Here is a 15,732-nt window from a genome sequence, read left to right on the forward strand (position 1 = left end):
ACGATGAAAGATCCAGTACGTATTGCGATTACCGGCGGTGCCGGCCAGATCAGCTACTCTCTCATTTTCCGCATCGCCGCTGGCGACATGCTGGGGCCGGATCAGCCTGTTATTCTCCAACTGCTGGAAATTCCCCCGGCAATGGACGCCCTGAACGGCGTGGTCATGGAAGTTAACGACTGTGCCTTCCCGCTGGTACAAGACATCGTCGCCACCGACGACCCCAACGTCGCGTTCAAAGACGCCGACTTCGCCCTGCTGGTCGGTGCACGTCCGCGTGGGCCGGGTATGGAGCGTAAAGATCTGCTCGAAGCCAACGCAGCGATCTTCTCCGTGCAAGGCAAAGCGCTGAACGACCACGCCAGCCGTGATGTGAAAGTGCTGGTAGTGGGTAACCCGGCCAACACCAACGCGCTAATCGCATCCTGCAACGCGCCGGATCTGGATGTCGGCCAGTTCACCGCCATGACGCGCCTGGATCACAACCGCGCCCTGACGCAGCTGGCTCAGAAAACCGGCAAGCACGTCACCGACGTTGAAGACTTGATCATCTGGGGCAACCACAGTGCTACCCAGTACCCGGATCTGGCCCAGTGCAAAGTCGACGGCAAGCCAGCGTTCGATCTGGTTCAGCGTGACTGGTACGAAAACGACTTTATCCCCACCGTGCAGCAGCGCGGCGCGGCGATTATCAAGGCACGTGGCGCTTCCTCTGCCGCTTCTGCTGCCTCTTCCGCTATCGACCATATGCACGACTGGGCGCTGGGATCTAAAGGCATCGTCAGCATGGCCATTCCGTCCGACGGCAGCTACGGCATCGAAGAAGGCATCATCTACTCCTACCCAGTGCGTTGCCAGGGTGGCCAGTATGAAATTGTGCAAGGCTTTGAAATTGACCAATTCAGCCAAGAGAAGATGAAAGCTACCGAGAATGAGCTGCGCGAAGAGCGTGCGGCGGTTGAGCATCTGCTCGGCTAAACGCTTTCGCTGCTGCTTTTATATAAGCGCCAGTAACGCAAAACCCCGCAAGCCATGCTTGTGGGGTTTTTTACATCTTACAAATCCTTTCACCGTTCACTATCCACTCTGCAATTTCTCAATCCCGCAGGCTCATTATCCGCCATTGGCGCTCTTCGGCGACGTTGCGTAGGGTGTCGTCGGGATCCACGGCGACCGGGTGGTCGACTTGCTCCAATAGCGGCAGGTCGTTGTGAGAATCGCTGTAAAACCATGCCTCGTCCATGCTCTGCTCTTGTTCCTCCAGCCACTGCTTAAGGCGGGTCACTTTACCTTCGCGATAGCTAGGCACGCCCAGCGCGCGGCCGGTGTAATGGCCGTCAATACGTTCGGGCTCAACGGCAATCAGGTGGTCAACGCCCAAGCGCTTGGCAATCGGCTGGGTAATAAAGCGGTTCGTGGCGGTAATGATCAGCAGCGTATCGCCCTTGGTGCGGTGGCGGGCGAGTAATTCTTCCGCCTTAGGCAAAATATGCGGCTCGATTTTGCTAGCCATAAATTGCTGATGCCAGGCGGCCAGTTGTTCGGGGGTGTTGTCGGCGAGCGGCTTGAGCGCTACTTCCAAAAACGCCGCCATATCCAGGTTGCCCGCTTGGTAATCGGCCATAAAACGCTCGTTGGCTTCGCGGTAGGCAATAGGGTCTACCGCGCCTTGTTCGAGTAAAAACTCGCCCCAAGCGTGATCGCTATCGGTGGATAGCAATGTATTATCCAAATCGAAAATGGCCAGACTCACGGTGCTCCCCTTATCGTTCATAATGATTAACACAAGGCGTGTTATTGGGCTTTAGCGGGGGCGGATTATCGCAGAGTCATCGGGGCTTTCCCACCAAGATAGCGCGTGCGTTGGTAAGTTAGCGTCATATTGTATTGATACGTCTGTTGTCCTTGTGGAAAAATGGCGATAACTGAAAATTTATAAGGTGATGTCCGTGATCGACGCTGACGGCTTTCGCCCCAATGTTGGCATTATTATCGCCAACCGCCAGGGGCAGCTGCTATGGGCGCGTCGTGTAGGGCAAAATGCGTGGCAGTTTCCCCAGGGAGGCATTAAAGCAAGCGAGACGCCGCAACAAGCACTTTTTCGTGAGCTTCACGAAGAAATTGGCCTGACCGCCAATGATGTTGATATTGTCGCCTGCACCCGGGGCTGGCTGCGCTACCGTCTGCCACGACGCATGATTCGCACACATTCGCGACCGGTTTGTATCGGCCAAAAGCAGAAGTGGTTTTTACTCGAAATCCGCTGTGAGGAAAGCCGTATCTGTATGACGGCAACGCCACAACCCGAGTTTGATGGGTGGCGCTGGGTAAGCTACTGGTACCCCCTCGGCCAAGTGGTGCCGTTTAAGCGTGAAGTGTATCGCCGCGCGCTCCGCGAGCTATCGCCCCGCGTTCAACGACTGGCACTATTCGACGAGTGAGCCGCAGCGTCCTTCGATAGGGCGGCGGCTGACTGCCCAGGAATTCCTCAGCGAGGCTTATCACAGTGAAAAATAAAACGTCCATGCTTGAGGTGCTGCGACGCGTTATTCAAGAAGTGAATGGCGCACGAAACCTTGATGCCGCCTTGGCCACGATGGTGCGCCGCATTCGTAAAGCCATGCAAACCGATGTGTGCTCTTTTTATCTTTACGATAAAGAGCTTGAATCGTTGGTGCTTATGGAAACGATTGGCTTGCGCACTCAGGCCGTCGGGCAGGTCGTGCTTCCGCTTGGCGAAGGCTTAGTGGGGCTGGTGGCTAAGCGCAGCGAGCCGCTCAATTTGGAAGACGCCCAATCGCATCCGCAATTCCGCTATTTTGAAGCCACCGGCGAAGAACGCTACTCAAGCTTTCTGGGTGTGCCGATTATCCATCAGCGTTTAATGCTGGGCGTGCTGGTCGTTCAGCAAGCCGAAAAACGCCAATACGACGATGAAGACGAAGCGTTTTTGGTCACCATGGCGGCGCAATTGGCCGGCGTGTTGGCGCATGCCTTGGCGACCGGTAACTTAAACCGCCGTGCGCTTCCCAGCGGGCAGACGATGTTCAAGGGGGTCGCCGCGTCGCCAGGCATGGCGTTGGGGGAAGCGGTGGTGATTACCCCGCCGTCGGATCTCAACAGCGTGCCTGACTTGGTTCCCAGCGACGAAGCCTACGAAATCGCACGCCTCAAAGAAGCCATCGGCAAAACCCGCGATGAAATCCGCTCGGCGGCCGAGCGCTTGGTTAACCGTATTTCCACCCAGGAGCTGGCGCTGTTTGACGTCTATCAACAAATGCTGGGTGAAGCGGCGCTGTCAGAAGAAGTTGAAAAACGTATTCGTGAAGGCCAGTGGGCGCCAGGCGCGCTTGCCGATGTGGTGCGCCGTCATGTGCAATACCTAGAGCGCGTGGATGATAACTATCTGCGTGAGCGAGCGGCGGATATCCGTGATTTGGGTCGCCGTGTCCTTGCGCACTTACAGGAAGACGCGCCCTCGACGCCGGAAACCTACCCTGATAATGCCATATTGGTCGGCGATGAAATTAGCGTCGCCATGTTGGGGGAAGTGCCTCGCGACAAATTAAAAGGGCTGGTATCTGTGCGCGGCTCCAGCACCTCCCACGTGGCGATTGTGGCCCGCGCGATGGGGATTCCCACTGTGCTGGGGATGGTTGACTTGCCGTTGCCGCGCCTGTCGGGGGCTCCGGTAGTGCTGGATGGTCATCGGGGGCGGCTGTTTGTTCGCCCGGCCCCCGAGCTAAAAGCGCGCTATGAAAGCCTGATTGCCGAAGAAGAAGCGCTTAGCGAGCTGTTGTCCCACGAGCAGGATCTGCCTAGCGAGACGCCCGACGGCCACGATATGCCGTTGATGGTCAACACCGGGTTGGCCGTTGATGCGGCGGCGCTGCTCAAAAGCCGCATCAATGGCGTGGGGCTGTACCGTACCGAAGTGCCGTTTATGATTACCGAGCGCTTCCCCGGCGAGAAAGAACAGACCCGGCTCTACCGTGATCAGTTGGAGAGTTTCTCGCCACTGCCGGTGGTTATGCGCACGCTGGATATCGGCGGCGACAAGGACTTGCCGTATTTCCCAATCGAAGAAGCCAACCCGTTTTTAGGCTGGCGTGGGATGCGAGTCACCCTGGATCATCCGGAAGTCTTGATGGTTCAGCTGCGAGCCATGTTGAAAGCATCACAAGAGCTCGACAACCTGTATGTGCTGTTCCCCATGATTACCAATGTGGAGGAGGTCGACGAAGCGCTTAGGCTGTTGGATCGCGCCATTCTGGAATTAGGCGAAGAAGGCATTGAGGTAGAGCGCCCCAAGGTCGGGGTGATGATCGAGGTGCCGGCGACCATTTATCAGATGGACGCCTTGGCTAAGCGGGTGGACTTTTTCTCGGTGGGCAGTAATGACCTAACCCAATATCTACTGGCGGTCGACCGCAATAATCCTCGGGTGTCTAGCCTTTACGATGCGCTGCATCCTGCGTTACTGGGCGCGCTTTATGAGCTTGCCCAGGATGCGACACGGCTGAAAAAGCCCATCTCGTTATGCGGCGAGTTGGCGGGCGACCCCTCGGGTGCGCTTCTGCTAATGGCGATGGGCTTTACCAGTCTTTCGATGAATGCGCCCAGCCTGCCCAAAGTGCGCGCTGCGATTCGCCGCGTCACGCTAAAGGATGCTCAGCAGTTGCTGTCGGAAGTAATGCTGTTGGATACGCCTGCCCAGGTGCATATGCATCTTGATAAACGTATGGACGACTGGCAGCTTTCCCACTTGCTGCCTCCGCGAGACTAGCCTCTTATCTAGTTAGTCCTCTTCCGCTCACCGCTCGCAGCGAACGTTGAGCGTGTTCTCGCCTTCAAATGCGCCCCACGGCCCATATCGCTGTTCGGTTAACGAAACGTCGCCATTGTCAGCAAGCGATAGCCAGGTGGTGGCACGTGTGCCATAGCGCTCGCCAACGATAAACGCTGCGGATAGCTGGCGTTCAAGCTCAAGCCCTACGCCGGTGTCCGGTAGTGCCGATCTAGGGGCTGTTTGAGGGTCATGGAAGGCGGATAACACTTTGCCGGGGAAGTGTGCTGGGCTCACCTGCTCAAGCACTCTGGTCACCGACGTTAGCTTCGGCCATGGGGTGTTCAGCGCCGCATTCGACAATCCGTGAACCCCTGGAGAGACTTGGCACAGCGACAGCTGCTCAGAGCCGCGATGCAAATACCAAAGTTGGCTGGGCGTGGCAACCAGCAAATTGAACCCGGCGTAGTCAGCCGCAGCACCGTCAGCTAAGTTGCCCAACCAAGCCGCAATATCGTCGCACTCCAACGCCTGGCTAACCAAATGCCCTCGACTGGGAGCGCCTTCGGGGGGCGTTAAGGCGGGGTCGCGGACATTGGTGAGCGCGGCGACCCGTCCCTGGTGATTGGCTGCGAGCCAACTTCCTCCCGCTTCCAGGTCGCGTCCGCCTACCAGTGACGGGTGATCCGGCCATTGAGCCAGGGGGGCGGTGGGGCGGGCGTGAAATTCATCGCGGTTGCCAATCAACTGTAAGGGCGTTGCCGTTCCAGGCCGCCAATTAAAAGCGATTAAACACATGGGCTCTCATTGTGTGATGGGTACTGAATGGTGAAGTGGATCGTCACGCTAACACGCAGACCGTGCATGACACTCCTCGCGTGTCGACGTACACTTAAAGCCTTTTGATTCCTACAATAACCCAAGTTTGTGTAATAAATGCGTTGCCCGTTGGGAATACGCATCAGCTTGTGTCGATTGGCCAGCAAGGAAGACGCTATTTTATGCAACGTAGCCCGCGGGAACATTTCTGGAATACGCTGATCTGGCCGTTGCTATGGCCATTACTATTGGTGCAGGCCGCCTTAGTGGCGCTTTGTGTGTTGGTTATTTGGCTGCTGGGGTGGATGTCTCCCGGCTATGCTTCATGGAGCGCCACGCTATGGTTGATGCTGGCGCTGTTGGTGGGCAGTTGCTTGAATGTCGCGGCGTTTTTGATGCTGGTGAGAACCCGCGCCAAACACAAAGAAACGCGCCTTATGCAGCAGTTGGTCGAGCTTGAACGACATACCCAAACGCTGGCTAATCAGCAAGCGGTGACCCCCTCTGACCAAGCGCCTGCGCAGGGTGACCTGTCTGCCGTACTGCCAATCGCACGTCTCGCCCAAGCCAATCGAGTGTTATCCAGCGTGGCAACGTCAATGACCGAGCATTCGCCCCCGCCGCTCACCTCACAAAGCGCTGACGACGATGCCAAAAGGCTACTCGATGACCTGCATTATGAGCAGCAACAGGTAAGGCAGTTGTTGGCGGGGCGTGACCGCGCCCGGGAAGAGTCGCGCTTAAAGTCGGAGTACCTGGGCTTGCTTCAGCGTGAGGCTGACGGATTATTTGATCATTTAAACGAGCAGTTAACCACCCAGGTCAGTGAAGATTGCCGTGCCAACATCCTCGAAGTGCGCGAGCGGGTGGCCGATATTCGCGCCTTGCTGATGAACCTTGTTGAACATCGCGACGTGAAAACCGAGGACAGCGCTGGCGCAGTGCCAGTGACGTCAGCGCTACGCGTGTTGGTGGTTGACGATGGCCCTGTGAATCTCATGCTGGCGCGCCAGATGCTCGAAAATCAAGGCTTATACGTCGAAGGGGTGAGCAGCGGCGAACAGGCGCTAGAGCGTCAGCAACAAAGCTTTTTTGATCTCGTGTTCATGGATATTTTTATGCCTACGATAAGCGGGCTGGAAACCACTCGCCGCTGGCGCGAGGTCGAAGCTACTCAAGGCGGGCGCAAGAGCGTTCTCGTCGCTCTCACGGCGAATGCCGATAACACGGGGCGTGAAGAATGTCTGTCCGCCGGGCTTGATGACCTGCTGACCAAGCCTTACCAACCTGAAGCTTTGCTGGGTGTTATTAACACGTGGTTTCCCGGCACTGTTGGAGCGGCGTCTGACCAATGAATGTGTTGGCGGTGACGCTTCTCGGTTATCTAATGCTCGGTGCTGTGGCCGGTACGCTGGCTGGCCTTTTGGGGGTCGGGGGCGGTTTAATTATCGTGCCGGCGTTGGTGGCGGTGTTTACCTTTCAAGGGATATCCCCTGAGGTAGTGATGCACCTGGCCATCGGCACCTCGCTGGCCACCATTGTGGTCACCGGGTCTTCTTCCGCGCTGGGGCATTGGCGGCGAGGCAGTGTTCAATGGCCTTGGTTCGCCGCCTTGCTTCCGGGGTTAATGGCCGGCGCGATTATCGGCGTTTTGGTAGCCGGGCAGTTAACAGGGCCGCTGTTGGGCACGCTATTTGGCCTCTTTGTCCTGGCGATTGCCGCCAAAATGGCGTTCGGTTTTAGCCCGGTGATCCAGCGCGACAGCCAACCCTCCCCGTATGCCATGGCGCTAGCCGGGAGTGTTATTGGCGGCGTGTCAGCGTTTTTCGGGATTGGCGGGGCCACCATGGCGGTGCCTTGGCTTTCGCGCTGTGGTGCCAGCTTAACCCAGGCGGTGGGCACCTCGGCCGCCTGCGGCGTGCCCATCGCGGTGCTTGGTGCGCTCACCTTCATCGTGATGGGGTGGGGGAATCCGCAGCTGCCTTCCTGGGCCACCGGTTACGTGATGTGGCCGGCCTTTATCATGATTGTTATAACGAGCATTCCCTTCGCGCATTTGGGCGTTCGTTGGGCGCACCGGTTACCCAGCCACGTATTGCGCTGGGCATTTGCAGCGCTACTCACCGCCGTAGGGCTGAAGTTTTTGTTGAGCTAATATGGCTAACGTATCAAGACACTCCCACTGACATATCAAGCAGAGAGCGTAGATGATTAATTATTCGACAATTGACCCCGTTGCCATTGCCATTGGACCGTTGCAAGTTCATTGGTATGGGTTGATGTACGTGGTGGGGTTTGTCGCCGCCTGGTGGCTAGGCTGCCGGCGAGCGGCGCGGATTGGTTTAACCCGGGACGATATTGGCGATTTGCTGTTTTACGCAGCCATAGGGGTCGTAGCAGGCGGGCGTTTAGGCTATGCCTTGTTTTACGGACTAGACCAATGGTTTGCCGACCCGCTATGGGTGTTTAAGGTCTGGGATGGCGGCATGAGCTTTCACGGCGGCCTGATCGGGGTATTTATCGCTGCTTGGTTATTTGCTCGGCGCAAGCAGCTCGCCATACTCACGCTAACCGATTTTATTGCCCCGCTGGCCCCCATTGGGTTAGGCGCCGGCCGTATCGGCAATTTTATTAATCATGAGTTGCCTGGCCGTGTTACCTCGCTACCTTGGGGTATGCCATACCCTGGTATGGGGCCGGAGCCGCGCCACCCGTCTGCCCTTTACGAAGCGTTGCTCGAAGGCCTGGTGTTGTTCTGCATTATGTGGTGGGCATCCGCCGAGCCTAAGGCGCGTGGCTTTTTGTCAGGCCTCTTCTTGATTAGCTACGGTGTCTTCCGCTTCGTGGTGGAGTTTTTCCGCATGCCCGACGCCCATATCGGCTTTATCGCCTTTGGTTGGGTGACCATGGGGATGGTCTTGACGCTGCCCATGATTGCGCTGGGGGCCGTGATGATCGCATGGTCGCGTCACCAGCCGGTGGATGCCAAGCGGGCTTAAGCGCCCGCGATTTCGGGTGTTTCATTGCCCGCTGAGGCCTTGCGGCCTAGAATAGTTCGCTATATTGCCCCTTTACTCTGGAAATGCTGTGACTGCTACAACGCCTGTACCAGATGCCTCCGTATCCGCGAATGCCTTGCCCGCGCTAGAGCAGCCTTATTTAGATTTAATGCGCTTGGTGTTGGATCAAGGGACTGACCGCCATGATCGAACGGGCGTGGGAACACGCTCGGTGTTTGGTCATCAAATGCGCTTTGATTTGTCGCGCGGGTTTCCGCTGTTAACCACCAAAAAACTGCACCTGCGGTCGATTATTCACGAGCTGCTATGGTTTTTGAAAGGTGATACCAATATCGCCTATTTAAAAGACAATGGCGTGCGTATCTGGGACGACTGGGCGGATGAAAACGGCGATTTAGGGCCGGTATACGGTTACCAGTGGCGTAGCTGGCCCGATCCCAAAGGCGGCAGCGTCGACCAAATCGCCAATGTGCTGGAACAGATTCGCACCTCGCCCCAGTCGCGCCGACTGGTGGTCTCGGCCTGGAACCCAGCCCAGGTAGACGATATGCAACTGCCGCCGTGCCATTGCCTGTTTCAGTTTTACGTGGCCAACGGTCGGCTTTCCTGTCAGCTGTACCAACGCAGCGCTGATATTTTCCTGGGCGTGCCGTTTAATATCGCCAGCTACGCCTTGCTGTTGAGTATGGTTGCTCAGGTGACCGGTCTAAAGCCTGGTGAGTTTATTCATACCCTGGGTGATGCCCATCTCTACAGCAATCATCTAGAGCAGGCTCAGCAACAGCTTAGCCGCACGCCCAACGCGCCGCCCGCATTGAAGCTGAACCCTGAGGTTAATAACCTCTTTGACTTCAAGTTTGACGACATCGAGATAGCGGATTACCACCCCCACCCGCACATCAAAGCCGAGGTGGCGGTATGAGTCAGGGATCCTCTCAGCTCAACCCCCAGTTCGACCCGCTAGTGCCGGTTGCCATGATTGTGGCAATGGCCAAAAACCGCGTGATTGGGGTAGAGGGGCAACTGCCCTGGTATTTACCCGAAGATCTCAAGTTCTTTAAACGCATGACCCAAGCCAAGCCGTTGGTGATGGGGCGTAAAACCTTTGCCTCGATCGGTAAGCCGTTGCCCAATCGGTTGAATATTGTGGTCACCCGGCAAAGCGACTTTACCCATGAGGGCGTCAGGGTGTGCCACGACCTGCCTGAGGCACTGGCACTCGCCGACCAACAAGCCACCATTGAAGCGGCCGAAGAGATTATGGTGATGGGCGGGGGTGAAATATATCGCCAAGCGATGCCGTATGCGACGCGTCTCTATGTAACGGAAGTTGACATCGAGGTGGACGGTGATGCGTACTTTCCCTCATTAGACCCGAACGAGTGGCGTGAAACGCAGCGCGTGGCCGGGGAGCCTAATGAACAGCAGCCCCCTTATGCATTTGTTACTTACGAGCGTGTGGAGGCTTAGGCCCGCAAAGGAGAGCCTTGGATGTCGGTAAGCACCGAGCAGTTATTAGATAACCTGGAACAGCGCTGGGTGCTTATGCGTGCCGAGCTAGATAAGCTGCGCAAAGAAAACGCCGAGCTAAAGCGGCAGCTTGACCAAGCGCATGGGTCGGTGCCGGAACCGGTGCCGGAAACGGACGACCCAGACGTGGTAGAAAGTGACGTGGTAGTAAAGGACGTCCAAGAAACGAACGTTGAAGAAAAAAGCGTCGAAGAAAAGAACGTCGCAGCAAAGACGACTGACGCAGAAGAGACCGCCGAAGAGACAAAAACTGAGCCTGCACCCACGGCGGCCTCGCCAGCGGATGAGCCGGCCTCCGAGGCGGTAGACGCCGAGCCGCCGTCGCCCCATGCGCTGCTGGCGCAATGGTACCAGCGCTACCCCAAGGCCTTCTTCAAGGGCCATACCCAGCCGCTGAAGGTCGGCATTCACCACGACCTGGCCGAGCACGAGCCCTGGTCTGGTAAGCTTATTCGCAGGGCGCTGGCCAACTACGTCAATTTGCCGCGTTATATAAAGTCGGTGCGCGAAGGTGTTGTGCGTATTGACTTGGAAGGCAACGACGCCGGCGTCGTCGATGCCGAGGCCGCCCGACATGCGGCTGAAAAGCGTACCCAGCAGGCGTCTGCCTCACCCAGCGAAAGGCCTCAAGAGACGAAAAACCCAAAAGCGCGCGGTAAAACACCCAAGCGCACAAAAAAAATCGCCTCAAAGGAGGGTGACAAAGCACAAAACACCCCTTCAACCAGCGATTCGCCGCAAAAAAAACTTAGCCTAGAAGATAAGTTGCTGGGCTTGCAGCAAAAATTTCAAAGCCGCTAAGACTGGCGACAATGGGCTTTGTTCCACAAAAAAACGCAAATAATAAAAAAACAGTGTTTTTTTCTATTGCGTTCCTCCGAATCCCAGTATAGTCTTTGCCTTGCGAGCATTGGACTATAACAAGGTTTTGTTGAGGAAATGCCGCATTGTACCGCTTGTTAATCAAGCGAAAAATGAAAAGAGCATACCCACAGAGCCGACTGTCGACCTTAGGTCGAACAGAAACGATCAAAACAGTAAGCTAGTTAAGGAACCTACATCATGAAAAAGACACTTTTAGCGACTGCTATCGCTGGCACCATGGCTGCTTCTGGCGCCCACGCTGCTACCATCTACAACGAAGATGGCACCAAAGTTGACCTGTACGGCAACATTCAGCTGGCTCTCTCTGACGTCGAGCAAGGTGACGGCACTTCTGAAGATGGCCTGAACGACAACGGTACTACCGTTGGTATCAATGCTTCTCACTTGATTACTCGTGACCTGACCGGTTACATGAAGCTTGAGTTTGAAGTTGATGCCGCTGACGAAATCAAGGGTTCTGGTCGTGGTCTGAATGACGGTGATCAGGCGTTCGTTGGTGTTGAAGGTAACTTTGGTGACCTTCGCATCGGTTCTTGGGATCCAATCATTGATGATTGGGCGCAAGACAAGATCACCAATAACGAATTTGCGGATGTTTCCGACTCTACTGGTGATGCTGGTAGCCTTGCTGACGCTGCAGGCTTTGATGTCGATCGTGAAGGCGACAAAGTTCAGTACGCTTCACCCAGCATGAACGGCTTTGATTTTGCTCTCGGCTTCCAGTTCAAGGGTGACGGCGACCGTAGTGACAACTCTACTGGAGCCACTCTCAACAATGATGGCTCAACAGATCCGGCTGTTGCAGCTACTTACGAGCAAGACGAAGAAGCTGCCTTCTTCGGTGGTGTTCGTTACACCGTTGGCGGCCTTCAGCTAGCGGCAATTTATGACTCACTAGACGCTTACTCGTTTGACGGTATTGGTGCTGGCAATGAAGACGTTTCCGCTGAAGCCTACGCACTAAGTGCTGTTTACGGCTTTGGCGCTACTACGCTGGCCGGTAAGTACGAGCGTACTGATCTAGATTTTGGCAGCGATGACGGTGAAGTAGACCGTTATGGCCTAAGCGCAAGCCACGCCTTCAACTTCGGTGATATTTACGCGGGTTACCAGTTCGTAGATGCCCAAGACGCTGCTTTCATTGTTGATGAAAACTATGCGGGCGCAACGCAAGATGAAGAGTACAACGAGTTCACAATCGGCGCTAACTACGGCATCAGCGACAACATGTACGTTTGGGCCGAAACCGGCGTATTTGACCGTGTAGAAGATGACGGTGACTTCGTTGCTACAGGTGTTGTTTACAGCTTCTAATTCTTGTTCCTTGGGAACAAAGCTGTAATGATCGAAGCCGGCCCTTGGGGCCGGCTTTCTTGTATGTGGAATTTATTGGGTGTTAAAGGAGAATTGTCATGGTCAATCGGTATGTGATCAGTCTCGGCGTAGTGCTGGTAACCGCCAGTTTGCCGCTATGGGCGCAAAGCCCTGCCGAGCAGCGCAGCATGGAAGCCGCAGCGCAGGTGGATATTTCCAAGTTTTTTTCTTCACAAACCGATGCGCGCAGCCGTACCTTTCCTTTTCGTGGCGAACAAACCCATACCTTTACGGTTACCGACACCGGGCAGTATCAGTTAGTCAGCAACCCTGTGGGAGGGGATAGCGATTATCGTATTACCGCCTCGCTAACCGATGAGCAGGGCAATGTGATTCGAGAGGGAGATGCCTTCGGTCGTAGTGGTGGGCTGGAGATGACTGTGGAGCTGGAGCCTGGTGAATACACGCTTGCTACCGAGGCGCGTAAAATGGGCCCCGCAAGCTCGGGGGCGAACGGCTATTTGATTCAAGTGGTAGGGCTGGATGCGTCAGGCAACCGTGTTGCACTTGGTGAAAGCGGTATTGATGATGGCGATGATGCCATTTTTGGACAGTCAGGTGACTCGGATTCCGTCTTTGTCAGACCAGGGGCTGCATCGATTGCGCTTGAGAGTGAGAGCCAGTCTAGTGAGCAGTTGCCCACACCGCAAGAAGCGTCCGCAACCAGCTCAACTGATGAAGACGCGGGCGATGTTGAGAGCGCCAGTGCAAACACGCCCGACACCATTCTGGCGGATGTACGGATTGCTTATGAGGGCGAGGTAGTTACCTTTACGCTGGATGAGCCAAGAGATGTCCAAATTGACAGCTCCACCTTTCCAGGCAACGAAGGTAGCTACCGCATAGAAGCACGCCTGCTAGATGCCCAAGGTAATTTGGTTGCACAAGATAAAGGAACGGCTGTCGCGGGCGATTTTGCCATCAGCGAACGGTTAGCACCAGGTGAGTACCGCGTATGGGTAGATGGTCGCCGTATAGGCTCGATCCAAGGGCGCGATTCGACATACCAATTGCGTGTCGAAGTGATTGACTAATAATTTTGATAATCAGCAGAAGGGGCGAGGTAGATCGGAAGCTTCCAGCCGCCATATTGCTTGATAAGTTCGGTTTTAATAAATTCATTGGCGGCGACGAAAGTCGCCGCACCTGTTTAGAAGCGCTAATTTTCTACCGTTGATCGGCGCCTGGCTTATTTTTTTGTGATGGATACTCATACAACGTTACTATAGAACTCATACGATAAAGCCACCGGGGTTTAGACGGTTGGATACCATAAAAATGATGAGCGAGGCGGGTGGGCTTTAGTGCGTCTGTTAATGCGAAAAATCGGTTTTGGTTCGCTACAGAAGCGACTGCTGATGGGCCTGGCGGTTACCTGGTTACTGGTGGTGGTACTGGTACTGGGCATGGCTTGGCAGTTGGGCAACTCTATGGTGAAGGCCACCAATATGGCGCATCTGCGCTATGAATCCACCTTGCTGGCCGATGAAGTGACCGAGCAAATAGACGTCCGCTTTGATGCATTAAGGCGCTTAAGCAAACAGCTTGATGCAGACACCAGCCGCGACTCGATGCGTACCATGCTGCGACGTAATGAAGCATTAATGGCCTGGTTTGAAGGTGTGGTTATTGCTGATGCAGAAGGTAAAATCATTGCCGACTGGCCACATGTGGAAGGCCGCGAAGGACTCGACACGGCACCGCTTGAATACTTTCGCATGCTGCGTGGTACACAAACGCCCTACGTTAGTGAACCCTTTGTGGGCCGTGCCAGTGGCATTCCCATGGTGTTAGTGAGTGTGCCGCGGAGTAATCCAAACGGCGAATTTAATGGCTTTGTCGGGGGTATTGTGAGCCTGCACTCAGGTGGGTTGTTTGATCGCCTGGCGCGCGTAAGGCTCGGCGAAGATGGCTATGCAGGCGTCGCCACGTCGTCAGGCAAAATCCTTTACCATCCTAATCGCGATCTGATTATGACGCAGGTGCCTGATGCCGACTTTAACCCTTGGCTTTCTCTGGCGCTGGATGGCTGGGAAGGCGAAGCGGTTGGTTCACTACTTAACGGCCAGCTTGGGTTTCAGTCTTATAGACAAGTCTGGCCAGCTGACTGGATAGTGGGTTTATATTTGCCCAATGATCAGGCTCAAGAGCCGCTAAGCGGCTTTTTGCATCGGCTTTGGTGGCTTGGCATTGCGCTGACAGTGCTAATGTTGCCGGTACTGTGGTTGTTATTGCGCCGCATGCTGTCGCCGTTAAAACACTTAGCCAAGCAGATTGGCGAGGTTGGCCGAGCCGAACGCGAACGCGTGAAGCTGGGCACCAACATGCAAGAACTGCAGCATGTGGCAAACACCTTTAATCGCGTGGAAGACGAGCGCCAAGTGTTATTGACCAACCTTCAAGAGCGCGAAGCGTTTCTCGACTCGGTGCTGAATGCTACGCCCCAGGGCATGTTCGTGGCCAATTTCGATGGTCATATTACCTACATGAACCCAGCGCTGCTTGGCATGCTGGGCATTCAATCTCACTTGCCAATGAAAGCTTGGCTGCATCAAATCCATCCTGATGACCGCGATGGCGCCATGGATATGTGGCACCACAGCTTGAAGTCTGGCAGCGATTATGTTCGCCAACTACGCTTTGTGCGTCATGATGGTGAAACGCTGTGGCTGGATGTACACGCCCGGGTGGTCATGCTCTCCCAGGGCGGGCACTCGCTCGGGCTGGTCGGGGTGGTCAAAGACATTACCGAGCGCCGTGAGCTGGAGGCCCTTCAGCGCTGGGAGGCCGAGCACGATCCGTTAACCGGTTTGCTTAACCGGCGGGGGTTTGAGCGGCGGCTTGACGAAGCCTTCGCTGACTTTCAAAAAACCAGTACGCCCTCGGCGCTGCTGTTATTCGACCTGGATCATTTCAAGCCGATTAACGATGAAGGCGGGCACGCGCTGGGTGACGAAATGCTCCGCCGTATTGCCCAAGTGGTGGCTTGGGAAGTTCGCCGTAGCGACCATGTGGCTCGCCAAGGCGGCGATGAGTTTGGTGTACTGCTGCCCAGTTGTACCCTTAGTCAAGCGCGGAGAATTGCCGAAGCGCTGCGCAATTCCGTGGGTGAGATATCGGTCGACTACGAAGGCAAAGAGTATAGCGTAACGCTGAGTATCGGGGTCACGACGTTTCACGAGGACGATGGCGGTACTGACGATGCGGTGGCTCGCGCTGATGCCGGCAGCTATACAGCGAAAGATAAAGGACGCAATGGCGTGGTCATCAACTTACGCGATGAACACGTCGATGATGCGATAGCGCATTTTGATTAAC

General features: G+C 55.5%; 14 protein-coding genes. 12 read left to right on the plus strand and 2 right to left on the minus strand.

All coding sequences use genetic code 11. The features are described 5' to 3' along the window. Positions 1–3: 3 nt before the first annotated feature. Positions 4–978, plus strand: a complete 975-nt coding sequence (locus BLR97_RS09265) for a malate dehydrogenase (protein ID WP_089705336.1) — start codon at positions 4–6, stop codon at positions 976–978. A gap of 118 nt (positions 979–1,096) precedes the next feature. Here the strand turns inward: BLR97_RS09265 and BLR97_RS09270 are convergent, their stop codons facing one another. Further along, entirely contained in the window at positions 1,097–1,753 is a 657-nt protein-coding gene (locus tag BLR97_RS09270; protein ID WP_089705339.1) for a histidinol-phosphatase, read from the minus strand. A gap of 196 nt (positions 1,754–1,949) precedes the next feature. On the opposite strand from BLR97_RS09270, the gene BLR97_RS09275 reads away from it, so the two are divergent. Both BLR97_RS09275 and ptsP read left to right on the plus strand, forming a co-directional pair. After that, positions 1,950–2,441 carry an RNA pyrophosphohydrolase gene (locus BLR97_RS09275; protein WP_089705345.1) on the plus strand — a complete coding sequence of 164 codons (492 nt, stop codon included), beginning with the start codon at positions 1,950–1,952 and terminating at the stop codon, positions 2,439–2,441. A gap of 83 nt (positions 2,442–2,524) precedes the next feature. Further along, positions 2,525–4,786 (plus strand): phosphoenolpyruvate--protein phosphotransferase, encoded by a 2,262-nt coding sequence (ptsP, locus tag BLR97_RS09280; protein WP_089705454.1) that lies wholly within the window; start codon positions 2,525–2,527, stop codon positions 4,784–4,786. Between the two features lie 27 nt (positions 4,787–4,813). Here ptsP and BLR97_RS09285 read toward each other — a convergent pair whose 3' ends face one another. Then, positions 4,814–5,584 carry an NRDE family protein gene (locus BLR97_RS09285; RefSeq protein WP_089705348.1) on the minus strand — a complete coding sequence of 257 codons (771 nt, stop codon included), beginning with the start codon at positions 5,582–5,584 and terminating at the stop codon, positions 4,814–4,816. A gap of 203 nt (positions 5,585–5,787) precedes the next feature. On the opposite strand from BLR97_RS09285, the gene BLR97_RS09290 reads away from it, so the two are divergent. The 9 genes from BLR97_RS09290 to BLR97_RS09330 all read left to right on the plus strand — a co-directional run bounded on the left by BLR97_RS09290 (position 5,788) and on the right by BLR97_RS09330 (position 15,731). Then, positions 5,788–6,960 (plus strand): response regulator, encoded by a 1,173-nt coding sequence (locus BLR97_RS09290; RefSeq protein WP_089705351.1) that lies wholly within the window; start codon positions 5,788–5,790, stop codon positions 6,958–6,960. Then, positions 6,957–7,760 carry a sulfite exporter TauE/SafE family protein gene (locus tag BLR97_RS09295; protein WP_089705354.1) on the plus strand — a complete coding sequence of 268 codons (804 nt, stop codon included), beginning with the start codon at positions 6,957–6,959 and terminating at the stop codon, positions 7,758–7,760. The genes BLR97_RS09290 and BLR97_RS09295 overlap by 4 nt, the downstream gene beginning before the upstream one ends. Positions 7,761–7,812: 52 nt before the next feature. Next, the gene (gene lgt, locus BLR97_RS09300; RefSeq protein WP_089705356.1) at positions 7,813–8,604 is read left to right on the plus strand and encodes a prolipoprotein diacylglyceryl transferase; all 792 of its coding nucleotides are present in this window, start codon (positions 7,813–7,815) and stop codon (positions 8,602–8,604) included. A 169-nt stretch (positions 8,605–8,773) separates the two neighbouring features. Then, positions 8,774–9,547, plus strand: coding sequence for a thymidylate synthase (locus BLR97_RS09305; RefSeq protein ID WP_244511271.1), 774 nt, complete (start codon positions 8,774–8,776; stop codon positions 9,545–9,547). After that, positions 9,544–10,095 (plus strand): dihydrofolate reductase, encoded by a 552-nt coding sequence (locus BLR97_RS09310; protein ID WP_089705360.1) that lies wholly within the window; start codon positions 9,544–9,546, stop codon positions 10,093–10,095. The genes BLR97_RS09305 and BLR97_RS09310 overlap by 4 nt, the downstream gene beginning before the upstream one ends. Before the next feature lie 21 nt (positions 10,096–10,116). After that, entirely contained in the window at positions 10,117–10,956 is an 840-nt protein-coding gene (locus BLR97_RS09315) for a ProQ/FINO family protein (RefSeq protein ID WP_089705363.1), read from the plus strand. A gap of 261 nt (positions 10,957–11,217) precedes the next feature. Further along, a complete protein-coding gene (locus BLR97_RS09320) occupies positions 11,218–12,354 on the plus strand; it encodes a porin (protein ID WP_089705366.1) in 1,137 nt (378 codons plus the stop codon). A 98-nt stretch (positions 12,355–12,452) separates the two neighbouring features. Further along, a complete protein-coding gene (locus tag BLR97_RS09325; RefSeq protein WP_089705369.1) occupies positions 12,453–13,448 on the plus strand; it encodes a hypothetical protein in 996 nt (331 codons plus the stop codon). 282 nt (positions 13,449–13,730) lie between these two features. Further along, positions 13,731–15,731 carry a sensor domain-containing diguanylate cyclase gene (locus tag BLR97_RS09330; protein WP_244511268.1) on the plus strand — a complete coding sequence of 667 codons (2,001 nt, stop codon included), beginning with the start codon at positions 13,731–13,733 and terminating at the stop codon, positions 15,729–15,731. Position 15,732: the final 1 nt, after the last annotated feature.

Origin of the sequence: Vreelandella arcis (assembly GCF_900103865.1) — a bacterium.
Lineage (GTDB): Bacteria > Pseudomonadota > Gammaproteobacteria > Pseudomonadales > Halomonadaceae > Vreelandella > Vreelandella arcis.

What these genes read in the sequence shown, in the direction of transcription:
- BLR97_RS09325 (WP_089705369.1), top strand. Translation starts at nt 12,453, where the DNA reads ATGGTCAATCGGTATGTGATCAGTCTCGGCGTAGTGCTGGTAACCGCC.
- BLR97_RS09295 (WP_089705354.1), top strand. Translation starts at nt 6,957, where the DNA reads ATGAATGTGTTGGCGGTGACGCTTCTCGGTTATCTAATGCTCGGTGCT.
- BLR97_RS09310 (WP_089705360.1), top strand. Translation starts at nt 9,544, where the DNA reads ATGAGTCAGGGATCCTCTCAGCTCAACCCCCAGTTCGACCCGCTAGTG.
- BLR97_RS09290 (WP_089705351.1), top strand. Translation starts at nt 5,788, where the DNA reads ATGCAACGTAGCCCGCGGGAACATTTCTGGAATACGCTGATCTGGCCG.
- lgt (WP_089705356.1), top strand. Translation starts at nt 7,813, where the DNA reads ATGATTAATTATTCGACAATTGACCCCGTTGCCATTGCCATTGGACCG.
- BLR97_RS09305 (WP_244511271.1), top strand. Translation starts at nt 8,774, where the DNA reads ATGCGCTTGGTGTTGGATCAAGGGACTGACCGCCATGATCGAACGGGC.
- BLR97_RS09315 (WP_089705363.1), top strand. Translation starts at nt 10,117, where the DNA reads ATGTCGGTAAGCACCGAGCAGTTATTAGATAACCTGGAACAGCGCTGG.
- BLR97_RS09330 (WP_244511268.1), top strand. Translation starts at nt 13,731, where the DNA reads ATGCGAAAAATCGGTTTTGGTTCGCTACAGAAGCGACTGCTGATGGGC.
- BLR97_RS09285 (WP_089705348.1), bottom strand. Translation starts at nt 5,584, where the DNA reads ATGTGTTTAATCGCTTTTAATTGGCGGCCTGGAACGGCAACGCCCTTA.
- BLR97_RS09320 (WP_089705366.1), top strand. Translation starts at nt 11,218, where the DNA reads ATGAAAAAGACACTTTTAGCGACTGCTATCGCTGGCACCATGGCTGCT.
- BLR97_RS09265 (WP_089705336.1), top strand. Translation starts at nt 4, where the DNA reads ATGAAAGATCCAGTACGTATTGCGATTACCGGCGGTGCCGGCCAGATC.
- ptsP (WP_089705454.1), top strand. Translation starts at nt 2,525, where the DNA reads ATGCTTGAGGTGCTGCGACGCGTTATTCAAGAAGTGAATGGCGCACGA.